Origin of the sequence: Roseburia hominis A2-183, from assembly GCF_000225345.1 — a bacterium.
GTDB lineage: Bacteria > Bacillota > Clostridia > Lachnospirales > Lachnospiraceae > Roseburia > Roseburia hominis.
On the sequence record NC_015977.1, the window covers coordinates 2,644,789 to 2,666,828 of the forward strand.

The following is a 22,040-nucleotide window of genomic DNA, read 5'->3' on the forward strand; positions in this document are numbered from 1 at the left end:
GCGCATATGGTCTTAAATAGTGAATACCTCTCATTTCAGAGTTCGTCATAATGCCTATGGTTGTTTGACCCTACAAGCGGCTTAGACCCAGCATGATATCGAATCCTTTTGAAATGCTGGATATAAATTACAACTACATAAAAGCACAATAGCTCGCTTACAATACTGTTTTTGGGACTTGATGATGATGAAAAAACGGTAATTACACGACCATTTTTCATGGCAAAAAATTCTACCTTTTGCACAATCATCATGCCATATGTTCTGGAGGCTTGATTTCCCGAACTGCTTTCTTGGGAGCAATGGTCAGGCCTTCCCTCAGCCAGCGGAATTGTTGAATGGTTATAGCCCGGACTTCTGCTTCATTTCTAGGCCATACAAATTTCCCCTGCTCAAGGCGTTTGTATAAAAGCAGAAAACCATCTTTCTCCCAAACCAAGCCTTTGATGCGGTCCGACTTGCGACCACAGAAAAGATAGAGTGTATCTGGGACAAATGGACTGTTATCTGTCTTCGCATCAATGATTGATGCCAGAGTATCTATTCCAGATCTTAGATCCGTGTATCCACAAACAATGTAAACTTGTTTGAAGCACGTAGCATCATTCAACATGGGCAAGCACCCCAAGTACCTTAGTCAGCAGCGTCTCTGAAGTTGCTTCCGTTACGCGAAGCGTCACTCCATGGGCATATAACTCAAGGCAAGAATTATTATTCGAAGATACAGGCGAAATACCTGCCGGCTCTTCCATTAATGCTAACGGAACAGGAACCACTGCATGCTCTAACGTCTCTGCAGGCAATGCATCAAGGCAGGCAATTCTGACTTGCCTCATTCGATAATAATAGTTTGCCTTTGTGATAGAATTAAGTTTGCACCATTCATCAACGGACATGCCAGCAGGGCGATTCTTACAATCGTGAATCATTTGGACCCACTCGTTAAGCCGACAACTACGTGCAACCAATGCTGTTTGAGATTTCATAGACTTCCTCCATCTGTCTCAAAAGTATATCCTAAACTTTTTGGACTACACTTTTTTGACCGTCTTAATATTTTAGTCTATTTTCTCAAATTTGCTGCTAGCATTCTATGTATGGACTATGGAGCATTTACGATGGACGCCCTTGTCGCTCCCGTAAACATCCGTACGCCATTTTTTCCTGTCACATAGGTATGTACCGTATAGTTGCCACGACAGCTACCATGATTTCTGATATTTACCTGGGTGGCATAACTTCCATCACTCTGCCGCCATGCCGTGTACCATATCAGATCACTCTGATCCGCCTTACTCCAAACCGGAATCTGGACTTTTTCCAGTCCGGAAGCCGATTCGATGCCATATAAAAATACATCAAATGTACCCGTCGTTCTGTTAAGATTTTTCACTTTTATCGACTGTACTGTTACATTTGACACAGAAAAAGTCGTCGTGCCAAGAATGGTACGATTTCCTCCTGCGTCCTCGCCATACAAATGAACCTGATATTTTCCCTGCGTTCTGTGTGAAGCGATTGCAATTTCTTTTCTCCATGTTCCTACATATGCCTGATCCGCCTCATACCAATGTAGATCATCCTGTCCCCCAAGTTCACTCCACACTGCAAAATATATCTTTTTGTACCCCATGCCTACCGCCACATTCCGGGCCGTGAGACTGCATTTCATCTCATCTGTTGACAGGACTGCCCGCATGCTGATCTGCGGTTTCTCTATCCTGACAGATGTTAATCCTGCAAATGTTTTAATATGTGTGCCCGATGTTACATAAACATGTATCTGATATAATGCATAATTGTAATTATGATTCTTTAAATTTACCTGGGTGGCATAGCTTCCATCGCTTTGCCGCCATGCCATATACCATACGATATCGCTCTGATCGCTTTTACTCCATATTGGCAGCTGGACAGATTCTACGCCACAGTCTGCTTTGACTCCCTTTACAAACACATCAAATGTTCCTGCACTTGCATCTACGTTTTTCACCTCAATGCTTTGCACCGATACGGACTCTGTATGCTGAAATGCTGTTGCAACCATACAGGTGTTTGTTCCATTTTTTCTTCTCGTATATGCACTTACATAGTAAATTCCGTTCTCCCCATGGTCCGCAACGGAAATTTCTGCCTGCCATTTTCCTGTCTGATCCGCAGACGCCGTATACCAGCGCAGATCATTTTGTCCATCGCTTTGTCCCCACACCGCAAACGATACGCCTGTAATATCACTGCTATATGCAGCCAGCCCCTCGAGTGTCAGCAGGTATCTTCCCGGTGCCATCGGCCGCACCGTTACTCCCGGTGAAGATACCGTAAATGTCGTACCACCAATATATCTTTTCTGGTTCTGCTGGTTCACAACATATGCATGGGCGTAATACATCCCTTCCGTCTTATGATTTGCAACAGGTACATTCACTTCATAGCTGCCCTTTGTATCCGGAGCAGCTGTATACCAGATCAGATCATCCTGTCCGCCCTTGTCACTCCATACTGCAACCTGGACTTCCTTTATTCCACCTGTTTCACTGACATTTTGTACCACAATGTGATATGCCGTCTCATTCATGACCGGAGTTGCCGTCACAGATGCGTACATCTGCGCCTTATCTGTAACTTTACAGGTAAGCTGACCGCTCCCGTATGTAACATTAAGGGCTTTGGTTCCCCAGTTTTCCTTTGACAGCTGATATGCCACCAGATTATAGATAACATTATTATAATTATCCGGCATACTGCTTGTGACCGGCAGCACAAACTCTGTCTGACCATTGTTTATCTTCTGCCTGATCGTATCAATGAAGGGATCCGACCACTGCCTGATCTCTCCTGTTTTTATAAAATAATTGTCTGCAAGCGCTGTCGACTCATAACCCGGCACCGCAGCTTTATGATCACTGTGAACATAACTGATAATCTCATCTGTCAGGCCAAAATACATATGTTCATAAATCGTGCCCTTATAATCATCTCCCATGTCATCCCATGTACTGTCGACCTGATACCATTCTCCATCCATCTTTACCGCGGTCCACACATGACCATTTCCCTCTATACGGCCTGTAGCAATACCGACTTTGTTTAACAACATACAATATGCCGAATGGTATGATTCACATGTTCCCTTTCCCCTCGCAAGCACGCCTTCCGGAGCACAATAGGTATACGAATAATCATAATTGGCATGATCAATGATCCAGTCATGCAGCCAGAGCGCCTTTTCAAAATCCGTTGTACATTCCGCCTCACATTGTGCAGTAACGTCGGACACAATCTGATCTACCGAAGGATAATTATCATCCTGTATGTCAATCTTATATTCATAAAGTCCGGTATCCTTTGTCTCATAGGTGGACATATCAATCACACTGAACCTGATATAATAGATGCCCGATGCATAAAATGTAAACGTAAACTGGTTGCTGTCCCGATAACTGCCATTGGAACCATAGCTGACATCATAGACACTTTTCAATTCGGAATTGAATAAGGAATGAATCCGGTATTTATACGTTCCACTCCCACCCCTGGCGTTCATTGTAAACGTGACCGGCGTTCCACATTTTATATCAGCCGGATACTCTATGGAAAGACTCAACGGTTCGGCTGTGTAAGGAGCAACCTCTTCTGTCTCTTCGATCGCTTCTGCCTCTTCAATCGCTTCTGTCCCTTCAATCGTTTCTGTCTCTTTGATCGATTCTGTTTCTTCTACATTCTCCGCTGTCTCATCCGATATCTCTGTTGTATCCCCTTCCTCTTCTGTCTCCAACTGCATCTCACTTTCTGACACCATCCCGCTATCAGGCAGAACCGGCATCTCCGCTGCGGCAACAGCCGCCGACTCATCAGACACCAGAAGAGCTATTAATAAAATGACACTCACAAATAATTTCTTTTTCTTCATCTTTCCCTCATTTTCCCTGGCTAGAATTGTTAAATGGCTACTATGATCTAAATCTTAATATTATCTTAACATTTCTACCCCTATAAAGTCCATCCTTTCTGGTACTTTTGCATTAAAAAAGTCGATAGAGTCCTTCTCTATCGACTTTTCTTTAATTCTGTTTTAATTTATTTACCATATCAACAATCTGATATCCATAATTATTTGCTGTTGCCCAGCCTTTTCCGTATGGGTTCTGTTGTATTCCAAGCCATTCGACATATGGCGCTGTTCCTCTTGTCACGTACCGGAATCTGGAATCAACACAGATATTATTCAAACTGTCTGTATTGGCGTATGCCTTTAAATGCTGTACCTGGGCACGGATTCCTGTTCTGACATCCGGATATGATTCCCCCCTCACGCCAGGCCCCGTGCTCCCCATTCCTGCAAAATTATACTGTTCTATCTGAACATTTCCTCCATACCGCAAAAAGCCGGTTTCTTTCATTGCCTGACAGAATGCAACCTCCGCTTTGATTCCTTCCGCCCGGCACTCCTCGATATAGATCTGGCAGAATGCCTGTATGGTCGATGCCTCTGTATTCTGGTAGAAAGACGGATAAACTGCTTTTGTATTATAATAGTTTACCATCTGCTGTACCGTCACAGATGTCGAACCGCTGATGGGATGCAGCAGGTTTGTAACCTGAATCATGGAGCATGTCACACGCCCTGCACATAATGCGATTCCATTATTGTCATATACATATGCGTCCGCATAATATGTTCCTGTATTATTGGAATGATTCCGCACATCTGCCCCAATGACGTAGCTTCCGTCACTGTTATGTGTCGCATCATACCAGACCAGATCCGACTGGTTTCCGGCTGACCATACTGCAACCTTTACCGAAGCAATTCCCGCCGGCGACGTTGCCCCAGACACTTTTACGCCAAAAGTTCCATCTGACTCATTATAATTTACAAGATTAACCGCAGAAGCGCTTGGTCCCTGTACGGTAAACTTAATGCTCGCCATCGGCACATAATTGTTCTGGCTGTCTATCGCATATGTATCCGCCTCATAAACGCCTGCTGTTTTATGATTGGAGAGTAGGAAGCTGTTCACCCATACACCAGAGGAGGTGTTGGATGCCTCATACCATCTGAGGTCATCCTGTCCGCCGGTCTCACTCCAGACAGCAAAATAAACTTTTTTTACTCCTCCCTGCAATCCCACATTATTGGCTACCAGATTACAGTTTCTTCCATCCGCCTGTATTCCCACCTGCATGGTTGTTGTCGGAACATTGATTGTTGCAGAGGTCGACCCGGTAAATTTGTATACACCATTTCCTGCTGTCACATAAGTATGTATCGTATATTTTCCATAATTATAGCCATGATTCTTTATATTTACCTGTGCAGCATAACTTCCATCGCTCTGTCTTGTCGCTGTATACCAGTAAATATCACTCTGATCTGCCTTGCTCCATACCGGAACCTGTACTTTGCTTACCCCCGATGGTGCTGTAATCCCCGACAGGAATACATCAAATGTTCCTGTTCCGTTATTCAGATTCTTTACCTGTATCTTCTGTACGGACATATAAGACACATTAAACGTGGTATTTCCCATAAATACACGGTTACCATTCCGGTCTACTCCATACAGATGCACCTGATATACCCCTTCGCTCTTATGGCTGCTAATCGATATATCTGTTTTCCATGTGCCTTCTCTTGTTTTTGCTGCCTGGTACCAGATCAGATCATCCTGCCCGCCGGCCTCACTCCAGACTGCAAAATAAACTCCCTGTACTCCACCTGCCAGAGCAACGTTTTCCGCTGTTATGCTGCTGGTTTTTTCATCGGATGACAGCACCGCCCGCACACTCGCACTTGGTAGATTTACCTGTACCGATACGGCTCCTGTAAACTGATAAATTCCATTTCCTGCTGTCATTCCAGTCGCAACTGTATATTTTCCATAATTATAATCATGATTTTTCAGGTTTACCTGAACTGCATACGTTCCATCGCTCTGTCTTGCCGCCGTATACCAGTAAATATCACTCTGGTCATCCTTACTCCATACCGGAACCTGCAATTTACTTACACCGGATGGCGACTGGATTCCGGAAAAGAACACATCAAACGTTCCACTCGCCGGCAGCAGATTCTTTACCTGTATCGTCTGGATTTTTAAACTTGAAACCTGGAACGTGGTCGTTCCCAGTACCGTTCTCTTACCTGTACTGTCTTCACCATAAGCATGAACCTGATATGTCCCGGCCGTTTTATGGCTGCTAATCAAAATATCCCGATCCCACTTCCGATCAGAGCTTTTTTCTGCGGCATACCATACCAGATCATCCTGTCCGCCTTCTTCACTCCAGACTGCAAAATAAACCTTCTGCACGCCTCCCGGCATCTGCACTCCGCTTGCTGACAGGCTGCATGTTTTTTCATCGGATGACAATACTGCACTGACTGTTGCCTGCAGTGGATAAATGGACGTACTTGTTGATCCTGTAAACTTATATACTCCGTTTCCAGCCGTCACATAGGTATGAATAGTATACTTACCATAGTTATAATCATGGTTTGAAATCTCCACATGCGCTATGTAAGTTCCATCTGCCTGCTTTGCCGCGGTATACCAGTGAATATCACTCTGGTCACTCTTACTCCATACCGGAACCTGTACCGTGTGAACCCCGGATGGTGAAACAAATCCGGATACCACAACATCAAAACTTCCATTGACCGCATCTACATTTTTTGCCTGAATTTTCTGGACACTGATGGAAGAAACATCAAATGTGGTATTTCCCATAAAAATTCTTTTCCCACTGCTGTTTTCCGCATAAAGATGAACCTCATACGTTCCATCTGTTTTATGATCTGCAATGGAAATGTTTCTTTTCCATACTCCTCCAGATTCCTGTGCTTCATACCACACCAGATCATCCTGTCCGCCATTATCGCTCCAGACAGCAAAGTAAACTTTCTGCACGCCTCCAGATAATTTTACATTGCTTGCCGTCAAATTACATGTCAGCTCATCCGCTGCAAGTTCTGTTTTTAAATTAACTGCAGGCGGATATACCTCTGTAGTGGTAACTCCCGCTACCATTTTTACCTGTGTGCTGGATGTCACATAAACATGAATATTATAAGTTGAATAGTTGTATCCATGATTCTTTAAGTTTACCTGTGCCGCATAACTGCCGTCACTCTGCTTTGTCGCCGTATACCAGTAAATATCACTCTGATCACTTTCACTCCATACCGGAATCTGCACTTTGCTTACCCCACAGGATGCCTGCACGCCGTTTACGAAAATGTCAAAAGTTCCTGCTGTACTGTTCATATTTTTTATGGCAATACTTTGAACAGAAGCCGTTTCCTGATGTTCAAACGCTGTCTGTACCGCACATGTACTGGTGAGTCCCATATTGACTGCATATGCCCACACGTGATAGACCCCCAGTTCCCCATGGTTCGCAATCGGAAGGATTGTGCTCCAGGATCCATCACTGTTTTTTGTCGCATTGTACCATCTTAAATCGTTCTGACCATTCACATCTCCCCATACCGCAAAAGAAACTCCTGCCGTTCCTCCCGGTACGGTTACGCCTGTAAGTGTTAATGTATATTGACCGGCTGTGACAGGGCGTACCGATACGCTTCCTCCGGTCACGCTAAATGAACAGCTTGCACGTCCCAATAAATGAGAGATACCATAAATATCTTCCGCATATCCCTCTACATAATAAGTACCTTGATTATATTTGTGATTGCTTATCTGAAAGTTCGAACTGTATCCTCCAACTCCCACTTTGGTTGCGTGATACCAGTATATATCACTCTGGTCTGCCTTTGACCATACGGCAAATGACACCGCACGCACTTTATCATCCGGACTTACCCCATTGACACTGAGTGTTGCCGTGCCGGCCGCATTATTCAGGTTGGTAATCTTTATACTGTCTGATGTGACATTAACCCCTTTACTTAACCCATAATACTCGGCAATTGCCGTTGCATCCGCCACTCCTAATTTCTGTAATTTTGCATCTGTATTTAAATAATTTCCTGCATCATTACTGTTGCTTACAAATGCATGTTCGACAATGATTGCCGGAATACCTGCCAGTTTACAATTCCGGATAACTCCGTAATAATCAGCTGCTGTTCCGTCCGGATACTTATCCTGCTGCGCATCCTTGATCGTAATACCACGATTATATAATCCCAATGCAACCAGATGGTTCTCTATTAACTGCGCCAATCCCTTTCCGGTCTGTGACGCGCCTGAATTATAATTGGTGTTTGGGTAAAAGACCATTGCACCATGTGCAGATGTATTTGTAGAAGAGTTATTATGTAGACTAACATAAATATCAGCGCCTACGCTTGACGCATATTTTACACGATCTTCATTGCAGACCCCTGAAGTGGTTCCAGGATATGGGCAGCTTCCATCTGTAGGTCGGGTAAGATATACTTTTACTCCACTGTACTCCTCCAATTCCTGTTTACAATATGCAGCAATTTTCAAGTTAATGGTTTCTTCTCTTAATCCATTTCCCTGCGCTCCAGTATGACTGTTGTCATGTCCCGGGTCCAATACGACGACAATGTCCCTGCGGGCACTAAACAATGCTATTCCATCGTCTTCCTCAATGACGCTGTCAAGTGCATCCTCAATGGAATTCTGCGATATTACATTTCCATCTTCATCGATCTGGACAATATCTGCATCATCCAGAACGCTGCCATCCTGTGAACTTTCATCCTCAATAATCGCATCCGGGCTTACATCGACATCCTGTTCCATACCAAATACAGCATCAATTCCAGCGTCCTTGATATTCTCGGTATATTTTTTGCCGTTAACTACGAACGTTACCGCATCAAGCTGATAGGAGCCTTCCTGTGAGGCGTTCTGAAATGCAATTTCAAATAAGATTGCTCCATCTGTTACCCCTTTAGAATCCTGTGAAAGCACTTCTCCCGTCTGCTGATTATGATACTCGAGACTTGCATAATCGATTTCTTTTTCACAGTCAATTCCAAGTACAACTTTTTGTGTCTCATTCAGAGAAATCTTATCAGATTCCATTACCAAATACTGTATGTAGTATCTCGCTTCCTCTGTTTCCTCGGTTTCCTCGGTCTCTTCTATTTCCTCGACTACTTCCGTTGCCTCGGTTTCCCCGACTGTTTCCGTTGCCTCGGTTTCCTCGACTGTTTCCGTTGTCTCCGTCCCTTCAGCTGGTTCTGTCGTTTCGGATGATTCCGTATTTTGCGAATCATCCACATTTTTTTCTGTCTCTTCCGGTATAGTATCCTCCGTTTTATCAGGCACCTGTGTTTCCTCCTGATTTACCTCGGTGGACTCAACATTCACTTGCTCAGTCCCGGTTTCTGCTGCCATTACGAGCACCTGATCATTAGGGCAGATCACGGCACTAACCATCATTGTGACTGCCAATATACCTGCTAATAATCTTTTTCTCATTATGTCCTCCCTATCCTCTTTTTTCCGCTATTGTGCTTTATAGATTGTTTTACCCTCTTTTATCGTTTCAATCACTCTGATCTCCCGGATTTTCATCTGATCAACTTCAAGCGGATTCTTCTCAAGAACTACAAGGTCTGCCATCTTTCCTTCCCTTATACTTCCTTTTTTCTCTTCCTCAAAATACTGGTACGCTGCATTTATCGTAATACATTTCAGAGCATCGTATACATCAATCTTCTGATCTTCTCCCACGATTGTGCCATTCTTACTGATCCGTTTCACTGCGCACCATACAGAATGCATCATATTGGGTTTTGTAACCGGTGTATCCTGATGAAACGTTACGTTCAATCCACGGCTCAATGCATCTTTCACCGGACTGATACGCATTCCTCTCTTCTGCCCAAAATTTTTTATATGAATATCTCCCCAGTAAAAAACATGTCCGACAAAAATTGAGGGAATCATTCCCAGTTCTTTCATCCGGTCCAGCTGATCCGTCCTGGCAGTCTGGCAGTGTATCATTACAGGACGCATGTCCCGCCCGGTCTGGTCGTTTGCAACTGCCTTTTCATAGGCAGTGATAAACTGATCCCCGGCCGCATCTCCATTACAGTGAGCTAAAATCTGGTGTCCTTCATCGACTGCCTTTTTTACATATTCATTTACCTGCTCATCCTTTAGCCATGGATATGCACAATATCCTTTTGGTTCTCCCTCATACGGCTCTGTCATCCATGCCGACCGTCCCTGCGGAGAGCCATCCAGCACCAGTTTATATCCTCCTATCTTTAATCTGTTGTGATATGCTCCTACATATTTCCTGTTTTTATGAAGTACCTCACAACCGTTTGCCGTCATTAATGGGTACGCTACCACATCCGTTTTTAACAAATGCATCGCTGCCATGCTCTTTAAAAGTGCTATATTCTGCGATGTAGACGCTCCATCCTGTATCGTGGTAATTCCATTTTGAATATATACTTCCTGCATTCCACGAATCATTTTTCGGATACTTATCTTCACAAGTTTGCCGATTCGGCTCTGTACAAGAGCCATCGCCGCCTCTTCCAGATAGCCGTTCGGCTCTCTCCCGCCATCTTCTCTTCCAATCACGCCTCCCTCTGGATCATCCATATCCCGGGTAATGCCACACATCTGCAATACTTTGCTGTTTACACACGCCATATGTCCCGATATATGCAGTATCATAATCGGTATATCCTGCGATACCATATCCAGTATCTGTCTTGTCGGATGTTTTTCCTCACACAATGTATTATGGTCATAACCAAACCCCAGCACCGCCTGTTTTGCGGTAACATGATGATCTTTTATATAACTTTTCAATTTTTGAACGATGTCATTATAGTTCATGCATTCCGTGAGATCAGCCAGCACAGACACCTGTCCCGCCATCGTAATATGACTGTGTGCATCAATAAATGCCGGCATAAGACATTTCCCACGCAGATCATATTCTTTTACTCTCTTTCCGGCTATATTTCTAAGTTCATCCAAATGTCCCACTTTTTTAATTACGCCATTCTGAACCAGAACCGCTTCCGGTTTGTCTTCCCGATTCTCCATCGTAAGAATCGGACCTCCATAATACAATGTTTTCATGTTTTAATAAGTCCTTTTTCCAAACGCCTTAAATACCCTCAACAATACCACATAAATTACCACAAGAGCACTCAAAGACACTGCCAGCACTGTTTTTCCCACTTCGCCCGATGCCATTCCCAGCAGTAAAATATACACCGGTGTACTTAGCAGCATAACAAGATTCATCATTCCCAGCTCCAGTGCTGTGGTTGTTTTAAATTCAGGATCAACAATTCTGACTAATGATATACCACTTGCCACGGTTCCTGTGCATGTTCCGTATAAGCCTAAAGTACGCTCAAAATCATTGCTTCCGCCAAATCTTTTTCCAAAGAAAAAGCATACCGCTGCCGTCAGAACCGTAATGGCAATACTGATCACAATAATCGGCATCATCCATTTCCCAAGTACCTTTACTTCTACTGCCATAAAAGAACACACCACCAGATAATCTGCCGTCCAGCCTGTAATTTTGTTTTGCAGTGTGCTTTCCTTCAAAAAGTCCACTCCAGTTTTTTTCATGATCCATTTTACGATATATGCTGCGAACATACCATTCATAAACATCAGACCGCTCATGGAACTGCCGAAAAAACCAGGAATGCAGGAAAAGATCTTTGAAATTCCCAGCGCAAGCATGTAACACACTCCTATGACCGCAAAATGAAATGTCAATGTCTCTATATTACTGTTACAGGTCGTATCCTTTACCATATACTCTGTCTGTTCTTCTTTTCTGTAATACCCGCGCAAAACCGCCGGCTCAATTCTGCCGCAGTTTGAAGCATAGCCCTGTCTGATTCCCTTTTTTGCGAACGGAATTCCCACCAGGAAGGCCATGCAGAATCCGATTACAGCAAATGTAACAGCGATCATTGCTGCATTCTGATACCCATATCCTTCGTATATTTTTCCAAACGCCGCAGATTGGCCCGGTCCCTGGGCAAACGCAAATGCTACGAGGGTTCCATAAGCATTATCCATTCCGTTGTACTTCCCCAGCACGGTAGCAATCAGCATGCCGGACAGCGCCTGTAGTGCGTACAGAATACACCAGACAATTCCCATCCCCCATACACCACTCATAATATTTTTTGCCGTATTTTTATTTTGTCCGGGCGCTGATGTAAGCGTAATAGAAATAAACGAAATTGTAAATAATTGATTAACAATTTCCGTATACATCGCAGAATCTGCTCCACAGTCAATATCCTGCAGTGACAGCACATTCAGGAAAAAGAAACCCAGAATTCCCGCTATCACACTGGAGGGCACCAGCATTTTCTGGAATACCTTCACCTTTGCCCGCAATAACGTTCCTATACAGAGCATAATACTTGCCAGACCAAATGCAAACATGAACTTCATAACGTTCTCCCTTAAGTGCTATTTCATGACACCCGTTGTTTCAAACTCAAAATTCGATCCATCAATGCAGACCGTACCGGTTGCCAATCTTCCCTGCCCAAAGCAATAGTATTTTCTGCTGCCAACCTGTATCCATCCTGCGTCACTTCCTCTTCCAGTCTCATCGAAATGCCACATTTCGCCGTTAATCTGCTGTAAACCTCTCCGCAGTGATCCGTCTTTTCCAAAATAGTAAAAGTCATTTCCAATCTGCTTTAAGCCTCTTTGCATCGTTCCATCCACATCAAAAAAGTACCAGGAAATATCGATCTGATGGAAATTTCCAACGACCAGTTTTCCATCTCCAACGCAATAATACCGCTTTCTGCCTTCTATGATCCAGCCTTCTTCCGCTTTATATCCATCGGCATTCACATAACTGAGCACGCCGTCAATCTCGCATACCCCTCTCTGCTCATATTGCTGTTTTCCAAGGTCAAGGATATCTGCATACTTCCGGCATATTTCCTGCGGCATGCGGTGTTTTAACAGCTGAAAACTTGGTTCATTATAATCTAGTGGATTCTGGATGTGTAACTCACAGATTTCTTCCAGATATTTCTCTCTGTGCACTGCATATGCCTTCAGATCAAATACTTTGCTAAAGTTCTCGAGCTTATCCAGCGCATCAATCGCCACCAATGTTTTCTTACATTTATGGCAGACACCGCAGTTATAAGCTTCTCTCACACATACATGAAGATGTCTCTGTGCAACCTCCGAATCTACAATATCTCTTATTTTCTCAAGGCGATTCCGTTCTCCGCCCTCAGAATAAATTTTCAGCCCCCGCGTAGACAGACAATTCACGGTCAACAGATCATAATGTGCACTGTCGTACATATCATTATCTTCCAGTTGAAATCTGTGAAATCCAAACTCAGAGGATGCCAGATAATAGGTCTTCCACAATTTTTGGAGACAATATACCGCATATAAATTCGCATAGGTATTTACAAACAGATGGTTGATATCCACAATCTCCTCATAGTTCGAGTTTGATATCAACATCGGCAGACCATACTCCTCTGCAACCTGTTTTGCATTTCTAAGGCATATTTCACGAACCTCATCCTCTCCTGCCGTGCTGTATGTATCGTTAAACGCTCCTACATTATAATGACATAAATGGGTTAAATGATAACTCTTACAATGATTATGCAATGACATTTCTATTGCATGAAAAGAGTCTACTCCCATTGAATTTCCCGTTCCGACACCCCAGGCGCCCTCATTGATAATTTCTGTTTCTGTCTCTGCGAATATCCTGCTTGCATACAAATTTTTGCTGCTGTTCACCAATGACGGGATTAGTTCTGTCTCTATATTAAATAAAAGCTCCTCTGTAACCGGGGCATCCAACGATATATCTTCGCCGAAGCGCATTGCGAGTGGAAGTATCCCTATGAGAAAGGCATCGCTTCTCTCGGTACACAGATACTGTTTATATTCAGCGGGTACTTCAAACCACCACTTTTTTGTTTCCTGATCCATCACGACATCTGCTGTCAGCCGAAAATTTTTACCTGCTTGTTCTATGTATGGTCTGCCTATCTGAATCATCGTTTTCTCCTTTGTTTATCTTCTTCTGAACCGTTGTATGAATCTCTTTGCCCAGCGTTTCAACGGGAATTTCTCTTTTATTTGCCTGATTTCTTCCTCCAGAGCCTGATTCTTTCCCTGCAACTCACACAGAACGGAATTCATTTCTTCCTTCTGCTGTCTTAACTGGAGGATTGCATCTTGAAATTCCTGCATCTGTTTCTGCTGTATCTCAAACAGAATTCTTCTCTGCTCGGCATCTTTCTGCAATTCCCCCAATGCACCGTCATATACTGCCAGTCTTGTATCATGTGCTCCAAGTACATTTCCATGTGCATCAATCATATTTTTCTGCCAGAAAAGCTGTTCTTCCTCTTTCATTCTTTCCTTCTGAATAATATCATAACCGGAAAGCCGGTTCTCTTTTCCGGCACAGATTGCATTTTTGAGCCATTCTCCCGATTTTTCTTTTTCTCTCTGCAACGCACTCCGTACTTTATCATACGCAATGCTCTGCCCCAGCTTCTCTTCCAGCGTATCGATCTCCTCCGCGGATACAAGATGATCTTTAAGACCAACTTTACCAAGAATTTCCGTAAAACGGTCTAATCCACGATATGCATTTCCGATTGCCAGAAACTGCTTTTCAAAAATAAGGGCAAAACAGGTTCCGTGAAAAGAATCCGTAATAAAAAATGTGCACTCCCGTATTCTACGCAGCCAATCTTCATTGGAAACATCACTTTCCATATCAAGATCCCACTGTGCACATTTTTCTTCCACATTCACGACATCCGTCATGTTTATTACCGGTAATTCTAATTTCTGTGCTGCTTTTTCAATAATCTGCTGCTTTTCCGGCGAGGGGTCTAAAATATAAGTTGCAATATATTGATTATATGCGGTCTTCTTCCCCTTATCCGCAAGCTTTTCATATTCTTCTGTCGGGCACAAAAATACCGGATCCAGAACAACCACTGCCTCCCGGTTCCACTCCTGTCGACACAGTTCTACCGCACTTTCCTCCCGCACAGATATATGATCGATTCCCTGTATATAAAATGCGGCCTCCGCCTTCTCCTCCCTGGTCGCATGATACTCGCTCCTTCCAAATGATGCTGCGTACGTGATTTTATTTTTGTTTTCATGAATATAGTCCATAAAACAAAATTTATCAAAGCATGCATATAGTCCTTCATACCACAGCTGATCCGAGCCAAGAATAAATGTATCCGCGTAGTCATTCGCCTTCTGCAGTTGCAGTCTGCTCTCAAACAATTCACACAGATCTCCGCTGTCATACGGATTTTCCCTGAATATAACCGGTGTTTCATGCGGAGCCCACCAGGCTGATTTTGGTCGTTCCATCATAAATACATCATATCCCATATGCTGCAATGTCCGGTAAAGTCCATAATAGGACAAGTTTGAACCATGGTTTTCTACTGTTGGAATTCCCACGATTCCTATATCGAATTTATGTTCCAGTACACGTTTCGCAAGGTTCGCAAAGTCATATTTCTCTTCTCTGAGTAAACGAAAAAAACGATCTCTGTATGGATGTTCTTCTATATCTGCACAAATCCGGTTCTTTTTGGAATCCTCCACCGAAATCTCTTTCATCCAGACATTCTCTTTTTTCATCTCATTCAAAAGCATCTGCCCTTTATCACTATTTACGAATATAACGCTGGTTCCTTTATGATCATCCTCAATATCCTGGCAATCTTCTATTCCATGAAAATCTCCCGTAGACAGATCTCCCCTGCGCGGAAACTCCGCAAATTTACAATGATAACAGGATTTTCTTAAGGACATATTATAATGAAATAGTTTTTCAAACCAATCATCGGTAACATCTGCCCGGTAAGCAGAACCGTCCTCATATTCAATACACACGGTATTACAATTCCAGTCACCGTCTTTTACACGAAAATTAATATATTTGGCATGCCTTCCTTCCGATACACCAGAAAGCCATTCCCGAAATACTTTATCTGAAGGTGTACCATGACACAGCATATCTATTGTATATAATCTGCTCTGGTCACATCCTTTCAGGTAGTTATATAATCCCGCGGTCTGACATGGCAATCCTGTAAATAAGACCGTCTTTCCTTCCAGTAAAAGCGTTTTTATCTTACGGTAAATTCCGGTCGCATCTGCCTGTATATACTTTGACCCGTTTATTTTTGCTATATCTTCGACTTGATCTATAACTATGTACTGTGCTTTCAGATCGGGTGTAAGCTGTACTCCACAGACAACTCCCTGTTTCTGCAGGATAACAGATGCCGCCACCGGAACCACGCCGCCTGATGAAGCTGTTTTCCGAACTTCATCGCATGCTCGAAAAGCATATGACGAAACGTCATATGCTTTTCGATTCTCATCATGGGCGACAGGGCAAACTTCTAAACACTTCCCGCATTGAATACATATGGTATCATTTACACCGGCTTCCCGAAATCCATCCTCATTCTCAGATAACTCTATTGCTCCGGCCGGACATGCATCCTTACAACAATAACATCCTGTACATTTTTTATCTTCTACAACATTTTTTATCATTGATTTTCCGATCCTCATTCTTATTACATGTTACAGCAACATATCTGTTGCCGTTCCATTGCATTAACGCACTTCCACTTTACATATCGCCTGCGCACCTGCATACGCTGCAACAATACTGGTCTCTCCCTTGCCGGTTCCACAAACCTCTCCTGCTGCACTTACCTTACATATGCTCCGATCTTCGCTTCTCCATTCCACCTGCGAATTGGCAATCCTGCATTCATTTAAATATGCGCTTAATCTTCCAACCTGTCCAACACTCCATTCTAACTCTTCCGAACTCAATGTCAATTTTTTCTCCTCACAGGCCATCCTTGCGAAACGTTCCGATGGACTCTCATACGACCAGTCCACATTCCGCCTTATGATCTTTGCCGGATTTCCTCCCAGACAGACATTCGACTCTCCCTCAAAATTACCCGTCACGACACTTGCGGCCGCCACAATACTGTTGTCCGGAATTACAGCATTCTTTAAAATGATGGAATCTGATGAAATCCAGCATCTCTCACCGATCACAGTCGCATGTTTTCTTCCGTTAATACATTCTCCGGTATTCACATCAAACATCGCATGTCCGTCAGACCCGTAGATATATACTCTTGCAGAAAACATACATCCCGCTCCGATTCTGATATCCGCATTTTCCGTCGCCAGTATCCCCACATTGTGCATGGTAGTTCCTGCTCCGATCCAAACCCGCTGCTCATTTCCATCATTGCATATAATTCTAACATTATTCAATAGGAAAGTGCTTCCAATCCGGACCTCTGCATTACTGTTATCGATAGTAATCGTACTTCCCACCGCTTTTATCGGAAGTTCCAAATACACCCGGTTATTATTTCCCTGTATTTTAATCTCGATACCTGCAACTTTTTCACTATATGTAATTTCTCTCTCCGTGCCGTTTTCTATAATAAAAATTTTGTTATTTTGTCCAGATAACTTATATACCGGCTTTAATTCCTGCACAGTATCCTGCTTTTTCTTTCCTCTTTTGAAAAACACTCTTCTTCTCCCCATAATATCATCACCTTTTAGTCATCCAGCTCCCATGTCGGAATCTCTTTTCGTCTAATGCCATAATAAAATTTAATTGCGCTCTTTCTACGCTTTGTTCCACGCGGAAACATTCCATTGGCCGCCGGCACAATAAATCCGTATTTAATCTTATTTTTTATCTTTGTGGACTTCTTCTTTCCCACGATCTCACCTGACCAAAACGCCCCACTGGCTGTCATCATTGTTCTGAACAGAATCTGCTCATACAACGGCGACTTTCTCGCTCTTCTCCAAAAATGCTCCGTCTGCATGGTATCTGCAAACAACTCACTCCATGGTTTATTCGGGCCTGTATGATGGCAGATCTTTGGATTCTTTCTTGCTACCGCATACTGTTTCTGCAAATAGTATGGCATAAATTCATATTCATATGGTCCAAAATCCGGGAAACAATCCCACTCAAGATCCAGATGCTTTACCTCACCCTGACATAACACGTTCATGATATCCTGGTCTACATAGCGATACTGACGTTTTGTTGCAATCTCAAAGATTTCTTTCTGTGTATATTTTTCACGAAATCTTGTCAGATTCAACAGCATAACGCCTGCCTGAAAATAATCATGTACATTTTTCAATTTTAGTGATTCACGACAATATTTCGCAAACGACTTATCACTTCCATTTAAAAATGCTGCGCAGCATTGATCATGTGCTGCTGCCACCATATACCCGGTCACATCCATGTGAAACAGTTCTGCCACATCCGCATGTACCGTCATATCACTGTCCAAAAACAGCACTTTATCATAATTGATAAAAATCTCAGGAATCAGCAACCTATAGTAGGTTTCTACACTGATATGGCCTGTCGCCTTCAGATGAATATTTGCCATTTTTTCTTTTACATTGTAGAAACGTATCGATACATTCTCATGCCCTTCGGCAATCAGCTTTAATGCTTCTTTATTATCTGGTCTAATGCCGCTTTCCAAAACATTAATATCATAATTATTTTCATCAGAAGCATTTTCCACAATCGATTCAAGCATTGCTGACAGGTAAATCGTATAAAAATCACTGGATGCAAGTACCATCGCTACGTTATTGTGCTCAAATGCCGGCTTCAGTTCTGTCTTCACAGTTACATCTTCAAACTCAACTACAGGTAATTCTCTAACGGTCACTCCCTGTTTTTCCTGGTATCTGCAGAATGTCGCCAGCATGACCGCAGTAAACATACTGTACTCCTTTGTCTGCTCATAAGATGCATACCGCATATCAAGCTTTTCATCCAATACTGCCAATACACTTTCTACCATCTTATTATATGTCACAAACAACTCCCGTTTCATAAGAAACATATTACACAAAACCATTTTTCCGGATTTCATATAACTTTCAAACTCACTGGAGTATTCTGGATATTTCTCTTTCAGTGCATTCTCAAACACAACAAAATGTTCCGCATCATGCTTTTTATCAAATTTTGCAAAATACTCACGCACATTTCTTGCATCATATGCTCTGGTAACCACCATTTCTGGATATATAATCTGTGCGCTTTTCATTACATCTGAAATGGAAAAAGTGTTGAGCCCATATTTTCTAGCCGTTTTGTCATTTAAGTAAGTTTCTCCAATATATGGCTTATCATATTCTGCCTGTTGGGTAAAAAACCTCCGATACTGCATCATTCCTATATAATCGCCATCCGGTTTGATGGCAAGCTGTGTGCCAATCTCACGATACAGATCCTCTTTCAAGACCTGGTATACTGTCTTATCCTTTTTTGCATTCTCATACACAAATTCATTATTCTGAACCTGATAAAAATCCTTGCCTTCATCGATACCTGCTATTACTACCTTGTTCTCTGACATCTTCATGTTCTCCTATTTATTCATATATGCTTTACATACTGTGTTGACATCCCCCTGCATGACCGCTTTTCCCTTATCAATCCAAATTGCATGATCACACAATGAAGTAACCGATCCCATTGTATGGGAGACATAGAGTAACGTAGTTCCTTGTTCCAGCATACTTTTCATTCGCATTTTACATTTTTCCTGAAACTCATAGTCACCTACTGCAAGGACTTCATCTACAATCAAAATATCCGGTCTCGTCATCGTCGCAACTGCAAATCCTAGACGTGCTGCCATACCGGATGAATAATTTTTAATCGGCATATCCAGAAAATCCCACAACTCTGCGAAATCAATAATTTCATTGAAATGTTCCTTCATGAAAGCTTCTGAATGTCCCAGCAACGTACCGTTGAGGAATACGTTTTCTCTTGCTGTAAGCTCTGCATCAAATCCAGCTCCCAATTCAATCAGAGGCGCTATGGAACCACGGATAATCACTTCTCCCTTATATGGTTTCAAAATACCGCTGATGAGCTTCAGTAATGTTGACTTTCCAGAACCGTTTGTTCCAACCAATCCCCAGGCCTCTCCGGGTTTAATTTTCAGATTAATATCCTTAAGCGCCAAAAACTCCTGGAACATCAATTCTCTCTTAATAAATTTAATGACGTATTCCTTAAGATTATCAATTTTCTCTGATGCCATATTAAACCTGACTGTAGCATCATTTACCTCGATAATATATTCACTATCCATACTTCCTCCACTAAATATACAGAATAAATTTGTCCTGCGTCTTCAAAAATGACCAGATTCCTAAAATTAATGCAATGATTGCTGCAATACAGCCGCCTGCCACACTGTGCATCATTGGGAGCTGCTGTTCCAGCACTACTGTTCTAAACTGATCAATATAAAAATAAAGCGGGTTTATGTTCACAATTACATTTTTAACATAATCCGGCAGAATTGATATCGGATAAAAAATCGGTGTAAGATACATCCATACCGTGATAAACACATTATAGATATACTGGATATCCCTGAAAAATACAGCAGCCTGTGCCAGAAACATTCCAAGTCCTAGGCAGAATACATATAATTCAATCAATATAACAGGAATAAAAAGCATATAAATTGAAAACTGTATTCTTGAAGCTATAAAAACAATCAACATTGCTCCAAGAGAGAACAAAAGATTCACCAGCGAACTTGTCACCTTGGAGAGCGTAAAAATATATTTTGGTACATACACCTTTTTTAGCAATGGCGCATTCCCCAGTATGGAATAAATCGCCTGTCCCGTGGATTCACTCATAAAGTTAAACAGCGTCTGCCCGATGATCAGATAAACCGGATAATGATCTATTTCAAACCGGAAAATCTGTGAAAAGACAACTACCATAACCGCCATAATCAACAATGGATTCAGTATGCTCCAGAAATATCCGAGAAAACTTCTGCGATATTTCAGTTTGATATCTTTTGTAACCAACTGCTTTACAAGGTCTTTATATGCATATAACCCGTTAATTCGTCTTATTAATAACTCCATCTCTTACCTTCCTACACTTATTTTCTTAATCTGTTTTCTTAGCTTACTGTCATATGGAATAACACGTGCGATCTGATCCAGCAGAACCCTTTTCCCGACTGATCGTTTAAACTTTTTTCTCTGAAACTGCTCTGCATAAAGAGAACCTTCTGCATATTTCAAAAATTTGTACCCCAGTGGTACATTTCTTCGATAACAGGGTAGCATCTCTCCGGCATAATGAATAATACATGGTTCTTCCAATGCCCTTTCATAATCCGGGTATAACTTACTGTCGCTCAGATACCGCTTGCGTTGTTTTAGATTTGATATCACAATCACATTCCACTGTAGGTCAAAGTAAAACACGCGCTCCTTATATATATGATTCAATACATCCTGATCTGCCCAGCGCCACTGCCTTTCCCGGGCGCACGCCAACAGTTTTTCTCCATCTTCCCGTAACCTGTCTATATCAAACAGAATCACTCCACCGTTAAAGTAACGCCCCTCGGTTGTAATACCAACGGTCTCTTTCAGATATTGTTTTGTCTCCTCGCTGTTTGGATTATGCCAGGCTTCCATATTTAATACCGTATCTGCCACGGCTCCAAGGGGCTTATCCTGCATATCTGCATGAAACAACTGTGCAATATCACTATTGCATACCATATCACAATCCAGATACACTACACGTTCAAAATTTTCAAATATTTGCGGAATCAGCAATCTGGCATAGGTCATCACAGATAAATATCCGTGAACATACAGATCCTTGCCCTCTATCTGCTCTCTGACACTATAAAATCTTACCGAAATATTTTCACGCTGATAGAACCGGCTGATTCTGCTCTGGTCGCTTTTACTGATTCCGTATTCCAAAATTACAATATCATAATTCTCTTGTGCATCTGCATTTGTAATGATTGATTGCAGCAAAACGCCCATTATATTCTTATAGCTGTCGCTGCATGCCATTGTAATCGCAACTTCGTGCTGCCTGATTGGATACAATTTTTCTTCCATCTTCTCACAACAAAATTACCGCAATAATCCATTCCATGATTGATT

The 22,040-nt window shown here is 42.4% G+C and carries 14 protein-coding genes and 1 pseudogene; all 15 read right to left on the minus strand.

Annotated features, from left to right (window positions below; genetic code table 11):
* Nucleotides 1-250: 250 nt before the first annotated feature.
* Entirely contained in the window at nucleotides 251-613 is a 363-nt protein-coding gene (tnpB, locus tag RHOM_RS11835; protein ID WP_014080549.1) for an IS66 family insertion sequence element accessory protein TnpB, read from the minus strand.
* Entirely contained in the window at nucleotides 603-986 is a 384-nt protein-coding gene (locus RHOM_RS11840) for a hypothetical protein (RefSeq protein WP_014080550.1), read from the minus strand. The genes tnpB and RHOM_RS11840 overlap by 11 nt, the downstream gene beginning before the upstream one ends.
* A 116-nt stretch (nucleotides 987-1,102) precedes the next feature.
* Nucleotides 1,103-3,910 carry a GBS Bsp-like repeat-containing protein gene (locus RHOM_RS11845; RefSeq protein WP_014080551.1) on the minus strand — a complete coding sequence of 936 codons (2,808 nt, stop codon included), beginning with the start codon at nucleotides 3,908-3,910 and terminating at the stop codon, nucleotides 1,103-1,105.
* 151 nt (nucleotides 3,911-4,061) lie between these two features.
* Nucleotides 4,062-9,422, minus strand: a complete 5,361-nt coding sequence (locus tag RHOM_RS16575) for a GBS Bsp-like repeat-containing protein (RefSeq protein WP_014080552.1) — start codon at nucleotides 9,420-9,422, stop codon at nucleotides 4,062-4,064.
* Between the two features lie 27 nt (nucleotides 9,423-9,449).
* The gene (locus RHOM_RS11855; protein ID WP_014080553.1) at nucleotides 9,450-11,015 is read right to left on the minus strand and encodes an amidohydrolase; all 1,566 of its coding nucleotides are present in this window, start codon (nucleotides 11,013-11,015) and stop codon (nucleotides 9,450-9,452) included.
* Between the two features lie 39 nt (nucleotides 11,016-11,054).
* Nucleotides 11,055-12,401: a sodium/glutamate symporter gene (locus tag RHOM_RS11860; protein WP_014080554.1), complete on the minus strand. Its 1,347-nt coding sequence runs from the start codon at nucleotides 12,399-12,401 to the stop codon at nucleotides 11,055-11,057.
* 18 nt (nucleotides 12,402-12,419) lie between these two features.
* The gene (locus RHOM_RS11865) at nucleotides 12,420-14,003 is read right to left on the minus strand and encodes an N-acetylmuramoyl-L-alanine amidase family protein (protein WP_014080555.1); all 1,584 of its coding nucleotides are present in this window, start codon (nucleotides 14,001-14,003) and stop codon (nucleotides 12,420-12,422) included.
* 15 nt (nucleotides 14,004-14,018) lie between these two features.
* Nucleotides 14,019-16,292, minus strand: a complete 2,274-nt coding sequence (locus RHOM_RS11870) for a polysaccharide pyruvyl transferase family protein (protein WP_242823132.1) — start codon at nucleotides 16,290-16,292, stop codon at nucleotides 14,019-14,021.
* Nucleotides 16,217-16,378: a hypothetical protein gene (locus RHOM_RS18000; RefSeq protein WP_242823192.1), complete on the minus strand. Its 162-nt coding sequence runs from the start codon at nucleotides 16,376-16,378 to the stop codon at nucleotides 16,217-16,219. Before RHOM_RS18000 ends, RHOM_RS11870 begins: the two co-directional genes overlap by 76 nt.
* Nucleotides 16,379-16,394: 16 nt before the next feature.
* A pseudogene (locus tag RHOM_RS18385) lies at nucleotides 16,395-16,571 on the minus strand (4Fe-4S dicluster domain-containing protein); the annotation flags it as partial.
* A gap of 45 nt (nucleotides 16,572-16,616) precedes the next feature.
* Nucleotides 16,617-17,582 (minus strand): acyltransferase, encoded by a 966-nt coding sequence (locus tag RHOM_RS16580; RefSeq protein WP_014080558.1) that lies wholly within the window; start codon nucleotides 17,580-17,582, stop codon nucleotides 16,617-16,619.
* A gap of 14 nt (nucleotides 17,583-17,596) precedes the next feature.
* The gene (locus tag RHOM_RS11880; RefSeq protein ID WP_014080559.1) at nucleotides 17,597-19,444 is read right to left on the minus strand and encodes a glycosyltransferase; all 1,848 of its coding nucleotides are present in this window, start codon (nucleotides 19,442-19,444) and stop codon (nucleotides 17,597-17,599) included.
* 12 nt (nucleotides 19,445-19,456) lie between these two features.
* Nucleotides 19,457-20,191, minus strand: a complete 735-nt coding sequence (locus RHOM_RS11885) for an ABC transporter ATP-binding protein (protein ID WP_014080560.1) — start codon at nucleotides 20,189-20,191, stop codon at nucleotides 19,457-19,459.
* Nucleotides 20,192-20,201: 10 nt separating this feature from the next.
* Nucleotides 20,202-20,990, minus strand: a complete 789-nt coding sequence (locus RHOM_RS11890; RefSeq protein ID WP_014080561.1) for an ABC transporter permease — start codon at nucleotides 20,988-20,990, stop codon at nucleotides 20,202-20,204.
* A gap of 3 nt (nucleotides 20,991-20,993) precedes the next feature.
* Nucleotides 20,994-21,995 (minus strand): glycosyltransferase family 8 protein, encoded by a 1,002-nt coding sequence (locus RHOM_RS11895; protein ID WP_014080562.1) that lies wholly within the window; start codon nucleotides 21,993-21,995, stop codon nucleotides 20,994-20,996.
* Nucleotides 21,996-22,040 lie beyond the last annotated feature (45 nt).